The organism is Amycolatopsis jiangsuensis (assembly GCF_014204865.1).
GTDB lineage: Bacteria > Actinomycetota > Actinomycetes > Mycobacteriales > Pseudonocardiaceae > Amycolatopsis > Amycolatopsis jiangsuensis.
The window spans coordinates 1,017,441-1,034,827 of sequence record NZ_JACHMG010000001.1 but is presented as its reverse complement, the minus strand read 5'-3'; the positions used below and the strand labels follow the sequence as shown (position 1 = coordinate 1,034,827).

General features: G+C 72.2%; 14 protein-coding genes. 6 read left to right on the top strand and 8 right to left on the bottom strand.

The annotated features are described in order from the left end of the window. Positions 1-15: 15 nt before the first annotated feature. Genes BJY18_RS04580 through BJY18_RS04565 form a run of 4 tightly spaced genes read left to right on the top strand, consistent with a single transcriptional unit; the run spans position 16 to position 6,666 of the window. Positions 16-4,047, top strand: a complete 4,032-nt coding sequence (locus BJY18_RS04580) for a Pls/PosA family non-ribosomal peptide synthetase (protein ID WP_184777934.1) — start codon at positions 16-18, stop codon at positions 4,045-4,047. Then, the gene (locus BJY18_RS36640; protein WP_184777932.1) at positions 4,044-4,712 is read left to right on the top strand and encodes a BPL-N domain-containing protein; all 669 of its coding nucleotides are present in this window, start codon (positions 4,044-4,046) and stop codon (positions 4,710-4,712) included. The genes BJY18_RS04580 and BJY18_RS36640 overlap by 4 nt, the downstream gene beginning before the upstream one ends. Next, positions 4,709-5,923, top strand: a complete 1,215-nt coding sequence (locus BJY18_RS04570) for a heparan-alpha-glucosaminide N-acetyltransferase domain-containing protein (protein WP_312873740.1) — start codon at positions 4,709-4,711, stop codon at positions 5,921-5,923. The genes BJY18_RS36640 and BJY18_RS04570 overlap by 4 nt, the downstream gene beginning before the upstream one ends. Further along, entirely contained in the window at positions 5,923-6,666 is a 744-nt protein-coding gene (locus BJY18_RS04565) for a BPL-N domain-containing protein (protein ID WP_184777930.1), read from the top strand. Before BJY18_RS04570 ends, BJY18_RS04565 begins: the two co-directional genes overlap by 1 nt. A gap of 48 nt (positions 6,667-6,714) precedes the next feature. Here BJY18_RS04565 and BJY18_RS04560 read toward each other — a convergent pair whose 3' ends face one another. From BJY18_RS04560 to BJY18_RS04535, 6 genes are all read right to left on the bottom strand, one after another. Then, a complete protein-coding gene (locus BJY18_RS04560) occupies positions 6,715-7,509 on the bottom strand; it encodes an FAD-dependent oxidoreductase (RefSeq protein ID WP_184777928.1) in 795 nt (264 codons plus the stop codon). A 295-nt stretch (positions 7,510-7,804) separates the two neighbouring features. Next, positions 7,805-8,554 carry an HpcH/HpaI aldolase family protein gene (locus BJY18_RS04555; protein ID WP_184777926.1) on the bottom strand — a complete coding sequence of 250 codons (750 nt, stop codon included), beginning with the start codon at positions 8,552-8,554 and terminating at the stop codon, positions 7,805-7,807. After that, positions 8,551-9,315: an SDR family NAD(P)-dependent oxidoreductase gene (locus BJY18_RS04550; protein ID WP_312873739.1), complete on the bottom strand. Its 765-nt coding sequence runs from the start codon at positions 9,313-9,315 to the stop codon at positions 8,551-8,553. Before BJY18_RS04550 ends, BJY18_RS04555 begins: the two co-directional genes overlap by 4 nt. Continuing rightward, positions 9,312-10,613, bottom strand: a complete 1,302-nt coding sequence (gene hisD / locus BJY18_RS04545; protein WP_184777922.1) for a histidinol dehydrogenase — start codon at positions 10,611-10,613, stop codon at positions 9,312-9,314. The genes BJY18_RS04550 and hisD (BJY18_RS04545) overlap by 4 nt, the downstream gene beginning before the upstream one ends. After that, the gene (locus BJY18_RS04540) at positions 10,598-11,341 is read right to left on the bottom strand and encodes an alpha/beta fold hydrolase (RefSeq protein ID WP_312873738.1); all 744 of its coding nucleotides are present in this window, start codon (positions 11,339-11,341) and stop codon (positions 10,598-10,600) included. Before BJY18_RS04540 ends, hisD (BJY18_RS04545) begins: the two co-directional genes overlap by 16 nt. Continuing rightward, a complete protein-coding gene (locus BJY18_RS04535; protein WP_184777918.1) occupies positions 11,338-12,480 on the bottom strand; it encodes a cupin domain-containing protein in 1,143 nt (380 codons plus the stop codon). The genes BJY18_RS04540 and BJY18_RS04535 overlap by 4 nt, the downstream gene beginning before the upstream one ends. A gap of 155 nt (positions 12,481-12,635) precedes the next feature. On the opposite strand from BJY18_RS04535, the gene BJY18_RS04530 reads away from it, so the two are divergent. Further along, positions 12,636-13,631 (top strand): LacI family DNA-binding transcriptional regulator, encoded by a 996-nt coding sequence (locus BJY18_RS04530; protein WP_184777916.1) that lies wholly within the window; start codon positions 12,636-12,638, stop codon positions 13,629-13,631. Position 13,632: 1 nt separating this feature from the next. Here BJY18_RS04530 and hisD (BJY18_RS04525) read toward each other — a convergent pair whose 3' ends face one another. Beyond that, a complete protein-coding gene (gene hisD / locus BJY18_RS04525) occupies positions 13,633-14,970 on the bottom strand; it encodes a histidinol dehydrogenase (RefSeq protein ID WP_184777914.1) in 1,338 nt (445 codons plus the stop codon). A 72-nt stretch (positions 14,971-15,042) separates the two neighbouring features. On the opposite strand from hisD (BJY18_RS04525), the gene BJY18_RS04520 reads away from it, so the two are divergent. Next, entirely contained in the window at positions 15,043-15,993 is a 951-nt protein-coding gene (locus tag BJY18_RS04520; RefSeq protein ID WP_184777912.1) for a LysR family transcriptional regulator, read from the top strand. A gap of 11 nt (positions 15,994-16,004) precedes the next feature. On the opposite strand, the gene BJY18_RS04515 is transcribed toward BJY18_RS04520, so the two are convergent. Further along, entirely contained in the window at positions 16,005-17,342 is a 1,338-nt protein-coding gene (locus BJY18_RS04515; protein WP_184777910.1) for an MFS transporter, read from the bottom strand. Positions 17,343-17,387: the final 45 nt, after the last annotated feature.

Here is a 17,387-nt window from a genome sequence, read left to right as displayed (position 1 = left end):
TCACCATCGAGGGGCATGAGTTTCGTGCATCAGGGAATCGCCGGGGCGGAACTCACCCCGGATCTGGACATTCGCACCCCCACGCTCGTTCCCGATGTCCCGGACATTCTCCGAAGCCCCGGCACACGGCGGCTGCACCACGTCTTCGAAGCGTCGGCGGACCGGGTCCCGGAGTCGGTCGCGGTCGACTGCGAGGGCCGCACTCTCACCTACGCCGCACTGGAGACCCGGGCGAACCGGCTGGCGCACCTGCTGCTCGGCCGGTGCGGCACCGGCGCCCGGATCGCCATCCTGCTGCGGCGTTCGTTCGACACGTATGCCGCACTGCTGGCCGTCGGAAAGGCCGGCGGCACCTTCGTGCCGATCGACCCGGCCTCGCCGCCGGACCGCATCGCCTACCTCACCGAGGACGCCGGCGTCGACCTGCTGCTCACGACCGCGGACCTGGCCGCCGACGCGGTGCGGGCGGCCGGGGTCGGCTGCGCGGTGCTGGAACTGGACACCGCGGCCGCCGAACTCGCCGCGGCCCCGGCACACCGTCCTGAGCCCGACGGCGCCGACGATCCGGTCGCCTACGTCATCTACACCTCCGGTTCCAGCGGCCGGCCCAAGGGCGTCGAGGTCGGGCAGTCGAGCATCACGAACTTCCTCGACGTCGTCCCGCGGATCTACGACGTGCGCGAGACCGACCGGGTCTACCAGGGCATGACCATCTCGTTCGACTTCTCCATCGAGGAGATCTGGCCCACCTGGTCGGCCGGCGCGACGCTGGTGGCCGGTCCGAACGACTCCCGCCGCCTCGGCGCCGAGCTGGCCGGTTTCCTCGAACAGGCCCGCGTCACGATGCTCTACTGCGTGCCCACCCTGCTCGCCACGATCCCGCGGGACCTCCCGCTGCTGCGCGGCATCCTGGTCGGTGGCGAAGCCTGCCCGGCCCAGCTGGTCGAACGCTGGAGCCGTCCCGGCCGCCGGATCCTCAACACCTACGGCCCGACCGAAGCCACCGTCACCGCGACCTGGGGTGAGCTGCTGCCCGGCCGGCCGGTGACCATCGGCAGGCCGCTGCCGACGTACTCCGTCGTCCTGCTCGACGAGGATCGCGAGCCGGTGCCGGACGGGGAGATCGGCGAGATCTGCCTGGGCGGTCCGGGCGTCGCCCGCGGCTACGCCGGGCGCCCGGACCTGACCGCGGACCGGTTCATCGAGCACGCGCTGGCCCCGCCCGGCGGACGGCTGTACCGCACCGGGGACCTCGGCCGCTGGACCGCCGGCGGCGAGGTCGAATACCTGGGCCGCGCCGACGCGGAGGTCAAGATCCGTGGTCACCGCGTGGATCTCGGAGAGATCGAAAGCGTGCTGATGGAGGACCCGGACATCGCCGAGGCGGTGGCCGCGATGAAGCCGGTGACCGAGGACGGCGATCCCGAGCTGGTCGCCTACGTCGTGTCCGCGACCGGAAATGAGGACGACGATCTGATCGGCCGGCTGCACTCGGCGGCCCGCGACCGCCTGCCCGGCTACATGGTCCCCGGCTACCTCGACTTCCTTCCCGCGCTGCCGGTCATGCCCAGCGGCAAGGTGGACCGGTCGCGGCTCCCGGCGCCGAGCGGGCGTCGGCTGGCGTCGGCCGGCGGTCCGGTCGTGGTGCCCGCGAACGAAAGTGAAGTCCGGGTGCGCGCTGCCTGGGCCCAGGTGTTCGGCATCGAGGAGAGCAGTCTCTCCGTCGAAGCGGATTTCTTCGCCGACCTCGGCGGGCACTCGCTGCTGGCGGCACGGGTGGTCTCGGCGCTGCGGCAGCATCCCGCCGGGGCGAACACCGCCGTGCGCGACCTCTACGCGCACCCCACCGTCCGCGGGATGGCCGCGCTGAGCGCGGACTCCGGGACCGCACCGGCCGAGGTGGCCGCGCGCCCGGCGCCGATCCGGCATCGCCGGCGGCGCATCGGTGCCGCCGGCGCGATCCAACTCGTCGCGATCTACCTGCTGCTCCTGGTCATCACGCTCCCGGTGTCCTATGTGTACACCCAGAACGACGGTGAGGTCTCGGTGCCGGTGCTCGTGCAGCTGCTGGCCGCGATCCTGATCAGCTACCTGGGCGTGCGCTGGCTGGTGCCGCTGCTGCTGGCCCGTCCGCTGGCCGCCGGGATCCGGCCGGGCCGCTACCGGCTGTGGGGACCGACCTATCTGCGGCTGTGGCTGCTGGATCTCGTGCTCGCCGTCGGGCCGCTGCCGGTGGTCAGCGGTTCCCCGCTGATGCCGGCCTATCTGCGGGTGCTCGGCGCTCGGGTCGGCGGCCGCACCACGATCGCGACCAGTTCGATCACCCTGCCGGCGCTGGTGCGCATCGACCGCAACGCTTCGGTCGGCTACGGCGTGGTGCTGCGGCCGTGGCGGGTCGCCGACGGCTGGGTCACCGTGGCACCGATCACCATCGGGGCCGGTGCCTTCGTCGGGGCGAACTCCGTCCTCGAACCCGGGACGACGCTGGCGGCCGGAGCCGCGCTCGGTGAGCAGTCGGTACTCGGTGAGGGCGGCACGATCCACGCCGGACAGCGCCGGAGCGGCTCGCCCGCCGCACCGGCCGCGGAGCTCGAACCGGCCGCGGAAGCCATGCTGGCCGCGAGGGGCAGACTGCACGGCTGGCGGGCCGACCACTACCTCGCCGCGGCCGCCGGGCTGCTCGGCCTGGAGATCGGCGCGATCGCCATGATCGTCCCCGGGGTCGCGCTGGTCTGGTGGGCGCTGCTGAACTACGGGGTGCTCGCCGGACTCCTCGCCACGCTGGCCGCGGGCCCGGTCTTCGTGCTCACCGTGTGCGTGGTCGTCGCGCTCGGGAAACGGCTGGTACTCCCCCGCGTTCCGGTCGGCGTCCACCCGGTGCGGAGCTGGCTCGGCGTGCGCAAGTGGATCTCGGACAAGCTGTTGGAATTCAGCCTCCTGTTCACGAACTCGCTGTACGCCACGCTCTACACGACGCCGTGGCTGCGGTTGCTCGGCGCGCACATCGGCCGCCGTGCCGAGGTCTCCACCGCCGCCCACCTCGACCCGGACCTGCTGACCCTGGGCCAGGAAAGCTTCGTCGCCGACATGGCCAGCGTCGGCTGCGCGACGTTCGCCAACGGACGGATGACGTTCCTGCCGACGTCGGTGGGCAGCCGGGCGTTCATCGGCAACGCCGCGTTCGTCCCTTCCGGCTCCCGCCTCGGCGACGGTTCCCTCGTCGGCGTCAGCACGGTTCCACCGCACGACGGGGTACCGGAGGGCACCTCGTGGCTCGGCTCGCCGGCGATGCACCTGCCGCGGCGCCAGGACAGCGGCTCGTTCCCGGAGGAGCAGACGTTCCGGCCGCCGCGGCGGGTCGTCGCGCACCGGCTGGCGATCGAGTTCTGCCGCGCCACCCTGCCCGCCGCACTGCTCGGCATGAGCTTCTACCTGTACCTGCTCGTGCTGTCCAGTCTGGCGCAGGGCAACTACCTGCCGATCCCGGCGTTCGTCTCACCGGTCGTGGCGATCGCGGCGAGCCTCGCGGTGATCGGATTCTGCGCGGCCACCAAACGCAATCTCATCGGCAGCTACCGGCCGCGCGTCGAACCCCTGTGGAGCCGGTTCGTGCGCCGCGCCGAATTCGTCACCGGGCTCTACGAGGCCGCGGCGGTCCCGGCCGGGCTGGAAATGCTCGTCGGCACGCCGTTCCTGCCCGCGCTGCTGCGCTGGTTCGGGGTGTCGGTGGGCCACCGGACCTGGATCGGCACCACCTACCTGACCGAGTTCGACCTCGTCCGGATCGGCGACGACGCCTGTGTCGGCACGGAATCCTCGTTGCAGACCCACCTGTTCGAGGACCGCGTGATGAAGATGTCGCACGTGACCGTGGAACCTGGTGCGACAGTCGGTACCCGCGCGATCGTGCTGTACGACTCCGTGGTCGGCGAGCAGGTCTCGCTGGGTTCGCTGTCCCTGCTGATGAAGGGTGAGCAGTTGCCCGCCAGGACGAGCTGGCACGGCATTCCGGCACAGGGGCTCGCCGCGGCGGGAGCGGCCTCGTGAACCGGCCACTCGCCCTCGTGTACCGCGGACCCGCCACCCTCGACGGTTGTCCGGAGGCGGTCGCCGGGGTCCTCCGGGAAAGCCCGTGGGACTTCGACGTCCGCTACGTCGGCCCCCGCGAACGGATCCCGCTCGGACAGTCCACACTGGACGCCGCCACGCTGTACGCGCAGCCGGGCGGCGGCACGGTGAAGAAGGCCTTCAAGCAGTTGCGCGGACATCGCGACGAGCTCCGCGCGTTCGTCCACCGCGGCGGCCGCTACCTCGGGTTCTGCCTCGGCGGCTACCTCGCCGGCGCGACGCCCGGGTTCGGCCTGCTGCCCGGGGACACCGACCAGTACATCGACTCCGCCGGGACCGAACTGGACACCGACGGCGACGCCTTGATCGACGTGCACTGGCGTGGCCGGCGCCGGACGCTGTTCTTCCAGGACGGCCCGTACTTCTGGCTGCACGAGGGCGCCGAGGCGGACATCGTCGCGACCTACCGCAACGGCCGGATCGCCGCGCTGGCCACGCCGTTCGGTGCCGGCCGGGTCGGCGTGGCCGGGCCGCATCCGGAGGCCACCGAGGACTGGTTCACCGACGCCGGCCTCGCGGTGCCCGCATCGAGCCACCCGGCCGCGCACGAACTGGTCGACGCCGTGATGGCGAGCGGCCGGTGAAGGCGCGGCTCACCGGCGTCGACGCCACGCGCGGGATCGCGTTGCTCGGCATGATGGCCGTGCACTCACTGTACGAGTCCGACGGGCAGGGCAATCCGACCTGGTCGTTCGCCGTCTTCGGCGGCCGGGCGGCGGCGACGTTCGCGGTGCTGGCCGGAGTCGGCATCGCGTTCCTGACCGGCCGCCGCCGGGTTCGCGTGGCCGACGGGCTGCCGACCGCCGCCGCGCTCGTCGCCCGGGCCGTGACCATCCTCGCGATCGGGCTGGCGCTCGGCTACACCGATTCCTCGCTGGGCGCGGTGATCCTGCCGTACTACGCGGTGATGTTCCTGCTCGCCATCCCGGTGGTGTTCCTGCCGACCTGGGCGGTCGCGGTCACCGGCGGGCTGCTCGCGGGCGGCGTACCGGTGCTGAGCCACTTCGCGCTGGCGCGGCTGCCACCGGCCACATTGGACAATCCGACGCTCGGCTATCTGCTGCACGACCCGGTGGGCCTGCTGTCCGAGCTGTCGCTCACCGGTGAGTACCCGGCGCTGCCGTGGATGACCTATCTGTGCGCCGGAATCTTCGTCGGCCGGCTGACGCTCGCCCGCGTCAGGGTCGCGGCCTGGCTGGTGGCCGGCGGGAGCGCCCTCGCGGTCGCGGCGATCACGGCGTCCTGGGTCCTGCTGCACCACTACGGCGGGCTGACGCAGATCCAGGCCACGATCCCGCAGAGCATCCTGACCGGACCCGAGACCCAGGAGGTGCTCGCCCTCGGCGGCGATGGCACGGTCCCCACCGTGAGCTGGTGGTGGCTGGCCGTCGACTCGCCGCACACCAGCACTCCGCCCGACCTGCTGAGTACCATTGGCACGGCCGTCGCCCTGCTGGGCCTGATGCTGCTGGCCGGGCAGGTGACCGCGAAGTGGCCGCGGCGGATCATCGGCGTCGTCCAGAAACCGCTTGCCGCGGCGGGGAGCATGACGCTCACGCTTTACACCGCGCACATCATGTTCATCAATTCCGCCTATGACGTCTACGGTCCGGGCACCGGATACGTGGTGCAGGCCGTCGCGGTGCTGCTGATCGGGCTGGGCTGGCGGGCCACCGCCGGACGCGGCCCGCTCGAAGCGCTCGTCTCGGCGGTGTCGTCGCGGGCACGGCGCTGGGCGGGGAACGGTATGCGCCTGCCGCGGCTGCGGAGGGCACCGGCCGGGGAGGGTGCCTAATGGACCGGCGGCGGTTCCTGCTGGGCGCCGGGGTCCTGACCGGCGCCGCCGGCCTGACCGCGGCCGGCATCACGGTGTTCGCCCCCGATTCGCGGCCGCTCGCGCTCGTCTACCGCGGACCGGCGTCCACGGAGGGCTGCCCGGAAGCGGTCGCCGCGCTGCTCGGCAGTCAGTACCGCGTCGCCTACACCGGACCCGACGAGGAGTACCCGCTCACGGCGGACTCCCTGGCGAAAGCCGCGCTCTACGCGCAGCCCGGCGGCGGCGGTCTCGATCCGGCGTGGCGGAGGATGCGCGAGCACGCCGGGGACCTGCGCGACTACGTCCGCGGCGGCGGCAACTACCTCGGCTTCTGCCTGGGCGGCTACCTCGCCGGCCGGTCGCCCGGATTCGGTTTCCTGCCCGGCGACACCGACCAGTACATCGGCTCGCAAGGCGCGCACCTGCGCTCGACGCGCGACACCGTCCTGCCCGTGACGTGGCGCGGCGAACGGCGGCAGATGTACTTCCAGGACGGCCCGCTGTTCACCTTGGAACCCAGCGCCCCGGCGACCGTCCTCGCGACCTACCCGACCGGCGCCGTCGCGGCCGCGGTCACCCCGTACGGCAAGGGAAAGGTCGGCGTGGTCGGCCCCCACCCGGAAGCCGACGAAAGCTGGTTCCACGACGCCCGCCTCAACAGCGCCGGCGCCCTCCACCCGGAACTGGGCCGCGACCTCGTGGCGACGACGGTGGCCCGCTGAAGCCCCACCGGACGCACAGCACCAAGCCGCTGCGATCCGGATCGACTGTCATCGACACCTCGGCCACCGCACGACCCACCACGGGCAGCATCGCGAACTGGTCTCCGGCGAACCCCGCCACAGCCACCGCCGGGCCCACCCTCGCGAGCACCGGTTGCCGGGTGAAGGCGTAACCGCGCGCGGTTTCGGGTTCCGGGGTGGTTTCCAGGCCCGGCAGGTGCTCTCGCGCGTATCGCCGCGACGCGCGGACCGCCCGTCATCATCCACAACGGACACTTCAAACCGTGCGCGCAGCCCGCCCCGTGCGCACGGGACCCCTCGGACCGACGCCGGGAAGCCACCGATGGCCCGCTGCGTCCCGCCGAGTACGTGGCGGACCACCGGCCATTCCAGACCGCTCCGTACCGCCGCGAAGTCCACCGCCTCCTCGCGCACCGAGAACAGCGGCGGAACCGGCACGAGACCGGCCGTCAGCCGGGCCGAGGCGACCCCGGCCGCCACCACGACCCGCCGCGCCCGGTATCCGCCCTGGTCGCTGCGCACTTCGACCCATTCGTCACCGCGGGCCTCGATCGCGGTGACCTGTTCGCCGCCACGCATCTCGAGCCCGTCCACCCGGCTGCTCCCCCGCCGCAAGGCGGCCGTCGCCGCCGACGTGTCCAGGCTGCCGCCCAGCGGATGGAAGAAGATCCGCTTCCCGTACCGGATCCCGGGCCACCGTTCGACCGCCTCGTCCGGTCCGAGCCACCGGCCCGGCCGGCCGGCCGCATCCGAGGTCCAGGCCAGCAGATCCAGTTCGGCGGATTCGCCGTGCACGATCACGCCGGTACCCCGTTCCACCACTCCGCCCCTCCACAGTGGACGATCAACAGTGGACGACCAACAGTGGCCCGGCCGCGCCCGCTCCGCCAGCATGGATCCGGTCACCGGCCCGGCACCAGTGTTCCCACGGACTGGGCGAGACGCGTCCATCCGGGAACCGGGACCGTACAGCCCGAGGACCGGTCAGCCGGGCAGCGCGGACCGGGCCGTCGAGCACCGAGGGCCGATACGCCTCGGGCACCGGTCAGCCCGGACACCGGCACCGGCCCGCACCGCGGCTGTCACCGTCAGCCTTACCGAGCCGCCGGACCGCACCTCACGAACGCCGCCCCGGCTCGGCAAGCTCCCGGAACGTGCCGAGCAGTACGTGCGCCAGGTTGTACACCACCGCACCCGGTGGCGCGTCCTCCGCTTCGCGCGCACTGCCGACGATGCTCACCATCGGCTTGCCCACGCGCTCGGCCGCCGCCGCGACATCGCGCAGTGCCTGGCGAACCCGGGGCTCGGACGCGCCGCCGGTCAGTCCTGATGCGACGGACAGGTCGGCCGGTCCCACGAGAACCGCGTCGACGCCGGGGACCGCGAAGATTTCCGGAGCGGCCGCGACGGCCTCGGGCGTTTCGATCATCGGCACCACCACCGTGGTCTCCGCGGTGCGTTCGAGGTGCTCGGCGATCCCGCGGGCGCCGAATCGTCCCGCGCGGCTGTAGGTCGCGAACCCACGCCCGCCCAGTGGTGGGTAGTGCGCCGCCGCGACCGTTTCCCGCGCCTGGTCCACGGTGTCGACGTGCGCCGCGATCACCCCGTCCGCGCCGAGATCCAGCACGCGCAGCACGAGCGCCGGTTCGCCACTCCCGACCCGCACCAGCACGCCGAGGCCGTGCGCCCGGGCGGCGATCACGTGCTGCTGCAAGGGAACCAGGTCCGCGGGCCCGTGCTCGCAGTCGAGCACCACGAAGTCGAACCCGGCCACCCCGGCCAGCTCCACCAGGAACTCCGACGGCAGCCGCAGCAACCCGCCGAGCAGTCGTTCCCCGGAGCCGAGACGCTGCTTGAGCGTGCTCACCGGGCCACCATTCCCGCGGACAGGTCGATGTCGGCCGCGCACAGCCCTGGCATCGCGAGCATCGCGAGCACCGCGGCCGCGACCTCGGACTCGGTGACCATCCGGCCGAGCGCCGCCCGGCTGGTGAACGCGCGCTCCGCTTCGTCGACGGAAACTCCGGTGCGTTCGGCCTCCAGCCGGAAGTTGCGCGTCATCCGCGGCCCGTCCACCGGTCCGGGCGACAGCGAGTTCACCGCCACCCCGAGTGGCCCGACCTCGGCAGCGAGCGTGGTGGTCAGGCCGATCACCGCCATTTTCGACGCGCAGTAGGGCGTGCGGCGCAGCAGTGGCCGTTTCCCGCTGACCGACGCGATGTTCACGACGTCGCCCGCTCCGCGCGAGACCATCGCCGGGAGGAAGGCCCGGCACATCAGGTAGACGCCGCGGACGTTGACGGCGAAGACCTCGTCCCACTCCTGTGGTTCGACCTCGGTGAGCGGCCGCACCGGTCCCGCGACCCCGGCGTTGTTCACCAGGACCGAGATCTCCTCGTCCGCCAGTTCGGCGGAGAGCGCGGCGACCGATCCGGCGTCGGAGACGTCGCACACCGCGGCACGGCCCGGAACCGGCAAAGCCGCCACGACCGCGTCGAGGGCCGTTTTGTTCCGCCCGGCCACGACGACGCGTGCGCCGTCGCCGGCCAACGCCTCGGCGATGGCGCGGCCCAGCCCGTTGCCACCACCGGTGACGAGCGCGGTGCGGCCGGCGAGCGGGGCCGTCACGCCGGGTTCCACGACAACTCGCCGCGGCGGAACTCCGCCGCCCGCACGTCCCCGGAACGGGCGTGCCCCTCGAACAGCTCGACCCGCGCGGCACGCCCGCAGACCTCGCCGAGGCGCACGCTCGACTCGCTGTTGGTCACCTCCTGATAGGTCACTGTCTTCAGGTACTTGCCGACCCACAGCCCGCCGGTGTAGCGGGCGGCGCCGCGCGTGGGCAGCACGTGGTTCGTCCCGATCACCTTGTCGCCGTAGGACACGCAGGTACCCGGCCCGAGGAACAACGCGCCGTAGTCGTGCATCTTCTCCAGCGCCTGCCGCGGCTGTTCGGTGAGCACCTGGACGTGCTCGGCGGCGTAGCTGTCGGCCAGCGCGAACGCCTCGTCGACGGAGCCGACGACGTGGATCTCGCCGTGGTCCCGCCAGGCGGGGCCGGCGAAGTCCCGGGTGGGCATGCCCGGCAGCAACGCCTCGACGTGCCCGAGCACCTCCCGCCCGAGCGCGGCCGAGGTGGTGATCAGCACCGCGGGGGAATCCGGTCCGTGCTCGGCCTGGGACAGCAGGTCCACCGCGACGACGAACGGATCGGCGGTGTGGTCGGCGACGATCAGCACCTCGGTCGGTCCGGCGAACAGGTCGATCCCGACCTCACCGAACAGCTGCCGCTTGGCTTCGGCGACGTAGGCGTTGCCCGGCCCGGCGAGCAGGTCGACGCCTCCGATCGTTTCGGTGCCCACGGCGAGCGCGGCCACCGCCTGCACCCCTCCGAGCAGGTAGATCTCGTCGGCACCGGCCAGGTGCATCGCGGCGACGGTGGCCTCCGGGATCTCGCCGCGGATCGGCGGTGTGCACGCGGCGACCCGGGGCACTCCGGCGACCTTCGCCGTCACGATCGTCATGTGCGCCGACGCCGTGAGCGGGTACCGGCCGCCCGGCACGTAGGCACCGGCCGCGGACACCGGGACGTGTTTCTGTCCCAGGTGGACCCCTGGCAGGGTCTCCACCTCGAACTCGCGCAGCGACTCCCGCTGGTGGCCGGCGAACGTGCGCACCTGGTCCTGGACGAACCGGATGTCGTCGAGCACCTGCCCGGGCACCCGGGCGACGATCCGCTCGATCTCCCCGGCGGAGAGCCGGAACCGTTCCGGCGACCACGAGTCGAACTTCGTCGAGTAGTCGCGCACGGCGGCGTCACCGCGGTCCCGGATGTCGGCGATGATGCCGCGGACGCGCTCGCTGACGTCGTCCCGCTCGGCGGCGACCTGCGCGGCGGGCACCGCGGATTTCAGGACCTCGGACATGGGGGCTCCTCATACAGTTGCAGGGATGGGATTTCGCACAGCCAATCGGCCAGCGACGCGGCTGTGGCCTCCGGCGCCTCGACCGGCAGGAGATGCCCGGCATCCGGCAGAACCCGGAAGGCCGAGTCGCGCGCCTGCGCGGCGATGGCGCGGTGGAACTCCGGCGGGCACAACGCGTCCCGCGCGCCGCACAGCGCCAGGACCGGACAGTGCAATCCGGCGATCGCGGCGAGCGCGTCCCGCCGGGTGGCCTGTGCGGCCAGCTGTGCACGGAACACGGCGGGCCCGATCCGGCGGGCCATGGCCAGGAACTGCTCACCCAGCGCCGGGGCCGGCACCCGGCCGGCGAACATCGTGGGCAGGATTTCTTCAATGACAACGGTTTCGAACTCGCCGCACCCGGTGCGTCCGGCCAGCTCCGCCCATCCGGCCAGCTGCTCGGGCGTCGGGGCGCCGGCGTTGGTGGACATCGCGCAGAACCCGGCCAGCCGCTCCGGTGCCCGCCGGGCCACCTCGAAACCGGCGATCGCCCCGAGGCTCAGCCCGGCGAGCACGAACGGCCCCTCGACCGCCGACAGGATCTGCTCGGCCATGCCGCCGATCCCGGGCGCGGTGATCGCCACGTGCACCACGCGCCCGGGGAGCCGCGGCGCGACCGCAGACCAGAGGTCCGCGTCGCAGAGCATGCCCGGCACGAACACGACCGGCGGACGGTCGGCCGGGTTCACCGGCCGACGGGCCGGGGCAGCAGGTGGTACGGCGCGAGGTACCCGTTGTGGTCCAGGCCGGTTCCGGCGTCCGCGGCGGCCTTGACCACCTCCTCGTCCCATTCCACGCGGACGCGCCCGTCCCCGCTGTTGACGACGAGCAGCGTGGCGGTGTCCCCGGAGACGTTGCGGACGCTGCGCCACGCCCCGCGTGGCACCGACAGCATGTCCCACGGGCCAAGCCGCACGCTCACCTCGTCGTGCCGGTTGAGCGTCACCTCCCACTCGCCGTCCTTGACCAGCAGCACCTGCGTCTCGTCGTGGCGGTGCGCCGGCACGCCCTCCCCCGGCGCGGCACGCAGCCACGCCACGTTGTGCCCGTGCGGGTGGTAGATCCGCGGCTCCTGCATCCGGTCCTCGGTCATCCCGAAGCCGATCACCGGCGCCAGCTCCGCACGTCCGCCGGGCAGCACGCTGCCCAGCAGGGCGTGCCCGGACCAGTCGAGGTCACCGGTGGTCACCACCCGGCGGCGCAGCTGCTCCGCGCTGTAGGAGGGCAGCGCCGCGATGTCCTCGGCGGCCATCGGCGCCACCAGCTCGCCCGGGTCCGGCATCGGGTCGCCGGCCACGGTGTCGACCAGCCGGTTGTCCGCGGTGAGGTGCAGGCCGTGTCCCCCGGCCTCGCGCAGCACCGACGGGCCCCAGATGATCCCGCCGGTGTCGTCGTGGCCTAGGACGGTGAACAGCCAGCCGTCGTCCGGTCCGATGTTGGTGAAGCCGCGGAAGATCCAGGTGGGAATCGAGGCGATGTCACCCTCGCGCAGCACCAGCTCGCCCTGCTGTCCCTCGGCGCCCCAGCGGAGCAGGAACTCGCCCCGGAAGCACAGGAAGACCTCGGCGGTGAAGTGCAGGTGCAGGTTGTTGACGATCCCGTTCGGCATCGCCGCGGCGCCGATGTTGAACCCGTGCGCCTCGCGCAGGTTCACCACCTGGTCGGCGCTCTGGGTCACCCCCGGCCCGATCATCGAGTAGTTCTCCTTGCGGTCCGACCCGGGCGTCCGGCAGTCGATGAACGCCTGGTCACACGACACGAAATCGGCCCGCCGGATCGTGCGGCGGCTCAGCTCCCCGGCCGAGACCCAGCCCTCGCCGTTGGTCATGACACCCTCCCGAAGCAGCTTGTTAATACGTATGCAGACCATCATCCGTGCCGCGTTCTGTCAAGACTCCGACGCGCCGAGCAGGCCCCGTGAAGGCCCGCACCGATTCAGCTAGGATCCGTATGCAACAACCGGTTTCGGGGAAGGGACCGTCGATGTCGATCACGAGCCATGACGTGGCCCGGCTCGCCGGGGTCTCCCAGCCGACGGTGTCCCGCGCGCTGCGCGGCGACCACCGGGTGTCCGAGACGACCCGGGCCCGGGTGCGCGAGGCCGCCGAAGCACTCGGCTACGTGCCCAGCGAGGCCGGGCGCAGCCTGTCCACCCGCTCGACCCGGCGGATCGGGGTGGTCGTGACCGACCTGACGAACCCGTTCTACCCGTACCTCATCGAGCCGCTGCACGACCGGCTCGAGCAGCACGGGTACCGGATGATGCTGTTCACCGAGCGCAGCGAGACCGCGCTGGAGACCGAACGGCTGCTGGACCGCTCGATCGACGGGGTCGTGCTCACCACCGCGGTGCTCGGCTCCGCGCTGCCCGCCGAGCTCACCCGACGCGGGCTGCCGTTCGTCTTCCTCAACCGGGAGACCGGGACCGGTCTCGGGGACGCGGCGGTGGTCGACAACGAGGCGGGCGGCCGGCTGGCCGCCGAGGAGCTGGTCCGGCTCGGGCACCACGAGGTCGGCCTGCTCGGCGGACCGGCGGACACCACCACCGGGCGCGACCGCGAACTGGGGTTCCGGGTGGGCCTGTCCGAGGCCGGGGTCGGGCTGCCTCGCGAACGGGTGCGCCGTGGCCCCTTCGACTACGGCACCGGCTACGAGGGCCTGCTCGAGCTGGCCGGGCAGCGGCCCCGGCCCACCGCGGTCTTCTGCGGCAACGACGTGATCGCGATCGGCGCGATGAACGCGGCGCGGCGCCTCGGGCTTGCCGTGCCCGGCGACCTGACCGTGATCGGGTTCGACGATCTGCCGATGGCCTCCTGGGAGACCTTCGGCCTCACCACCGTCCGCCACGACCTGGACGGGATGGCCCAGGCCGCGGCGGAACTACTGGTCGAGCGCCTCGCCGGGACCGCGTCCGTGGCACCCCGACGGGTCAGCTTCGCCCCGGTGCTGGTGCCGCGCGGCACGCACGCGGCACGCTGACTCAGTCCGTCACCGGGGAGGACTCGGCGAACCGCCCGGTCCGCAGGGTGGCCGTGGCGCGATGGGCGGCCATCCCCTCGGAGGCGGAGATGACCTCGACCGCGTCGGCGAGCGCGGGTGTCGCCTCCCGCGCGGCGCGCTGGTAGGTCAGCGGCCGGACGAACCGCGACACGGACAGTCCGGCGCTGTGCCTGGCCCCGCCCGCGGTGGGCAGCACGTGGTTCGTTCCGGCCATTCCCTTGTCCGAGTAGGCCACCGTGCTCCACGGTCCGAGGAACAGCGATCCGTACGCGGTGAGCCGGTCGTGGTACCAGTCGTCCTCGGCGGTCTGGACCTCCAAGTGCTCCGGGGCGAGGTCGTCCATCAGTGCGGCCGCGGTCTCGCGGTCGGCCGCGACCGTGACCGAGCCGTGGTCACGCCACGCCGGGCCGGCGATCGGTGCCGTCGCCAGGGTCCCGAGCTGCCGGTCGACCTCCGCGGTGACGCGGGCCGCCAGCTCGGCGCTGGTCGTGATGAGCGCCGCGGGCGAATCCGGGCCGTGCTCCGCCTGGCCGAGCAGGTCGGCGGCGACCAGTTCGGCATCGGCCGTTTCGTCGGCGAGGACCGCGACCTCGGAGGGGCCGGCGAGCAGATCGATCGCGACGGTGCCGAACAGCTGTCGCTTGGCCTCGGCCACGAAAGCGTTGCCGGCGCCGACGAGCATGTCCACCGGGGCGTCTCCGACGAGGCCGAAGGCCATCGACGCGAGCGCCTGCACCTCGCCGAGCAGGAAGACCCGGTCGACCCCGGACACGTACGCGGCGTAGAGAACCGCGGGGTTCGGACCGCCGTGCGGTTGCGGCGGTGTGCAAGCGACGACCGACGGCACACCCGCGGCCTTCGCGACGTTGACGGTCATGAACGCACTGGCAGTCAACGGAAATCGGCCCGCGGGCAGGTACGCACCGACGCGCTGCACTGGCACGTAGCGGTAGCCGGCGACCAGTCCGGGCTCCAGCTCGACTTCCATGTCCCGCAGTGCGGAACGCGACGCACGGGCGAACGCCGCGGTCCGCGCGGCGCCGAGTTCGATCGCCTCGCGCAGGTCTGCCGGCAGCGCCGTGCCGCTTTCGCGCATCTCCTCCCGCGTGATCTCCAGCGGCCTGCCGTCGTAGTTGTCGAGCTCGGTGGCGTACCGGGTCACCGCGTCCAGCCCGTCGGCGCGGATCCGTTCGAGCATGCGGGTCACCGTCTCGATCACGGCAGGGTCGCGCTGTGCGGGTGTGCCGCCGGCCGCAGGCGTCTTGACGGCGGTGAACCGGCCGTCGAACCGGCGCCGGGTGGTTTCGGTGAAGTACATGCCCGGAAAGCTAACTGCCACCGCCCCTCGGCACTACCTTGCCCTTCGTGGGATGAGCTATAGGATTTCCTTGTGACGCTGACGCAATTGCGGGCCTTGGTCGCCGCTGCCGAGCTGGGTTCGTTCACCGCGGCCGGTACCGCGCTCGGTTACACCCAGGCCGCGATCTCGGAGCTGGTGCGCCGGCTGGAGGACGAATGCGGTCTGCAGCTGTTCCACCGGGGCGGACGCCGGCTCGCGCTGACCTCCGCCGGCGATCAGTTGCTGCCGTACGCGCGGCAGACGGTGAACGCAGCGGAAAACGCCGAGAACACGGTGAAGGCGGTACGCGGCCTGACCGGCGGGGTGGCTTCCCTCGGCTTGTTCCGCAACGCCGACTTCTACCTGCTGGCCGAACTGGGCGAGCAATTCGCCGCCGCGTATCCGGACGTACGCGTCCGGCTGGTCGGGGTGAACGCCGCGGTGGTCGCCGAGGCCGTCGCCGCCGGGGATCTGGAAGCCGGCATCGTGGTTCTCCCGGTCACGCCCGCCGGCCTGACAGTCACCCCACTCGCGCGGGACGAAGTTCTTTACGTGTCAGCGAATCCGGCACACGTCACCGAGCCGGTGGACATCACCACGCTGACCGGGCGGCGCATGGTGCTCTACGACGCGCACGCGGGCTGGACGGACCCGGACCGGCTCCAGTTGGCCGGGCGCGCCCAGGCGGCCGGCGTGCGGATCGAACCGTTCGCTGAGGTCGAGCAGGCCCAGGCAGCCCTGCACCTGGTGGCCCGCGGGGTGGGCGACACGTTCCTCTCCCGGGCGGTCGCCGAGCGGCTGTTGCGCACCGAAGGGCTGCCGCTGCACACGACGACCTTCGATCCGCCACTGCACAACACGTTCGCGCTCGTGCACCGGCAGCACACCCAGCTGTCCCCGGCCACCGGGGAACTCGCCCGGCTCGCCGTGGACCTGTTGCTGCGCAACCCGATGCTCGAACACCGGCGGCCCCTGCCGATGCAGGAGCCGCCGGAGGCGTGAGCAGACCGGACTCAGCGCGCGAACTTGTCCGCGGACAGATCGCTGCGGTAGGTCTCGGTCATGAACCTGGTGATCACCACGAGCGCCAGCACCGCGGCCACCCCGAGGTAGACCCACACCGCGTAGATCGTGCCGAAGGACGACACCAGCAGGGTCCCGACGAACGGCGTGATGCCCATGAAGATGGAGAACGAGCAGTTGTAGGCGATCGAACTGGCGCTAAACCTGGTCCGCGTCGCGAACAGCTCGGCCGCGCAGACGGTGACGATCCCGGTGAGGAAGAACTCCGGGATCAGGTAGATCAGCTGGCTCAGCACGGCGGCGGTGAACGTGCCGCCCTCGCCCACCCGGAACGCCAGCGGCACCAGCACGATGCAGGCCACCGCGCCGGTGATCAGCATCGGCTTGCGGCCGATCCGGTCGGAGAGCGCGCCGGCCAGCGGCAGCAGCGGGATCAGCACCGCGACCGAGATCGCGTTCGACAGCAAGGCGCTCGACTGCGACAGGTGCAGCGTGTCCGTCAGGTACTCCGGATAGAAGGTGACCCAGGTGTAGGACAGGATCGCCAGCATCGAGGAAGCCCCGCAGAACACCAGGATCGGCCGCCACTGCGTACGCAGCGCCTCGCGGAACGGCGCCGCGACCACGTCCGTGCCCTGCTCGGTGGCCGCCATGAACTCCGGTGACTCGTCGATCCGGCGCCGCAGCCACAACCCCACCGCCGACAGCGGCAGCACGGCGAGGAACGGGATCCGCCAGCCCCAGCTGTGCAGCGCCGCGTCGCTGAACAGCGCGCTCACCAGCGCGGCGACCCCGGCACCGGCGAGGATGCCCAGGAAGCAGCTGTTGGACGCGTAGGAGGTGTAGTACCCGCGGCGTCGCGGCTCCGCCCACTCGACCACGAACGCGACCGCGCCCACGTACTCCCCGCCCGCGACCATCCCCTGCACGACGCGGAACACCAGCAACAGCACCGGTGCGGCCAGGCCGATCCGGTCGTAGGTGGGCAGCACCCCGATCGCGGCGGTGGACACCCCCATGAACACGATCGTCCACAGCAGTACCCTCTTGCGGCCGAACCGGTCGCCCCACCGGCCCAGCAGGCTGCCGCCCAGCGGCCGGACGAGGCAGGCGATCGCGATCACCGCGTAGGCGCTCAGCACGCTCGCGGTGTGGTCGGCGGCCGGGAAGAACGAGGAGGCGAGGACCGGCGCGAGATAGCCGTACAAGCCGTAGTCGAACTGTTCGACGAAGTTCCCGATACTGCCCGCGAGGATCGCGCGGCGGATGACCTTACGGCGTCCGGCCGGATCGGCGGGAGCGGCAGTGGTCGGCACGACGGTGGACATGACACCTCCAGTGTGTGTCCCGTTTCCAGTGTGTGTCGCGAGGAT

Excerpts from the sequence above, each read along its gene's own strand:
- BJY18_RS04535 (WP_184777918.1), bottom strand. The coding sequence starts at position 12,480 with ATGACCAACGGCGAGGGCTGGGTCTCGGCCGGGGAGCTGAGCCGCCGC.
- hisD (WP_184777914.1), bottom strand. The coding sequence starts at position 14,970 with ATGTACTTCACCGAAACCACCCGGCGCCGGTTCGACGGCCGGTTCACC.
- hisD (WP_184777922.1), bottom strand. The coding sequence starts at position 10,613 with ATGTCCGAGGTCCTGAAATCCGCGGTGCCCGCCGCGCAGGTCGCCGCC.
- BJY18_RS04530 (WP_184777916.1), top strand. The coding sequence starts at position 12,636 with ATGTCGATCACGAGCCATGACGTGGCCCGGCTCGCCGGGGTCTCCCAG.
- BJY18_RS04580 (WP_184777934.1), top strand. The coding sequence starts at position 16 with ATGAGTTTCGTGCATCAGGGAATCGCCGGGGCGGAACTCACCCCGGAT.
- BJY18_RS04515 (WP_184777910.1), bottom strand. The coding sequence starts at position 17,342 with ATGTCCACCGTCGTGCCGACCACTGCCGCTCCCGCCGATCCGGCCGGA.
- BJY18_RS04565 (WP_184777930.1), top strand. The coding sequence starts at position 5,923 with ATGGACCGGCGGCGGTTCCTGCTGGGCGCCGGGGTCCTGACCGGCGCC.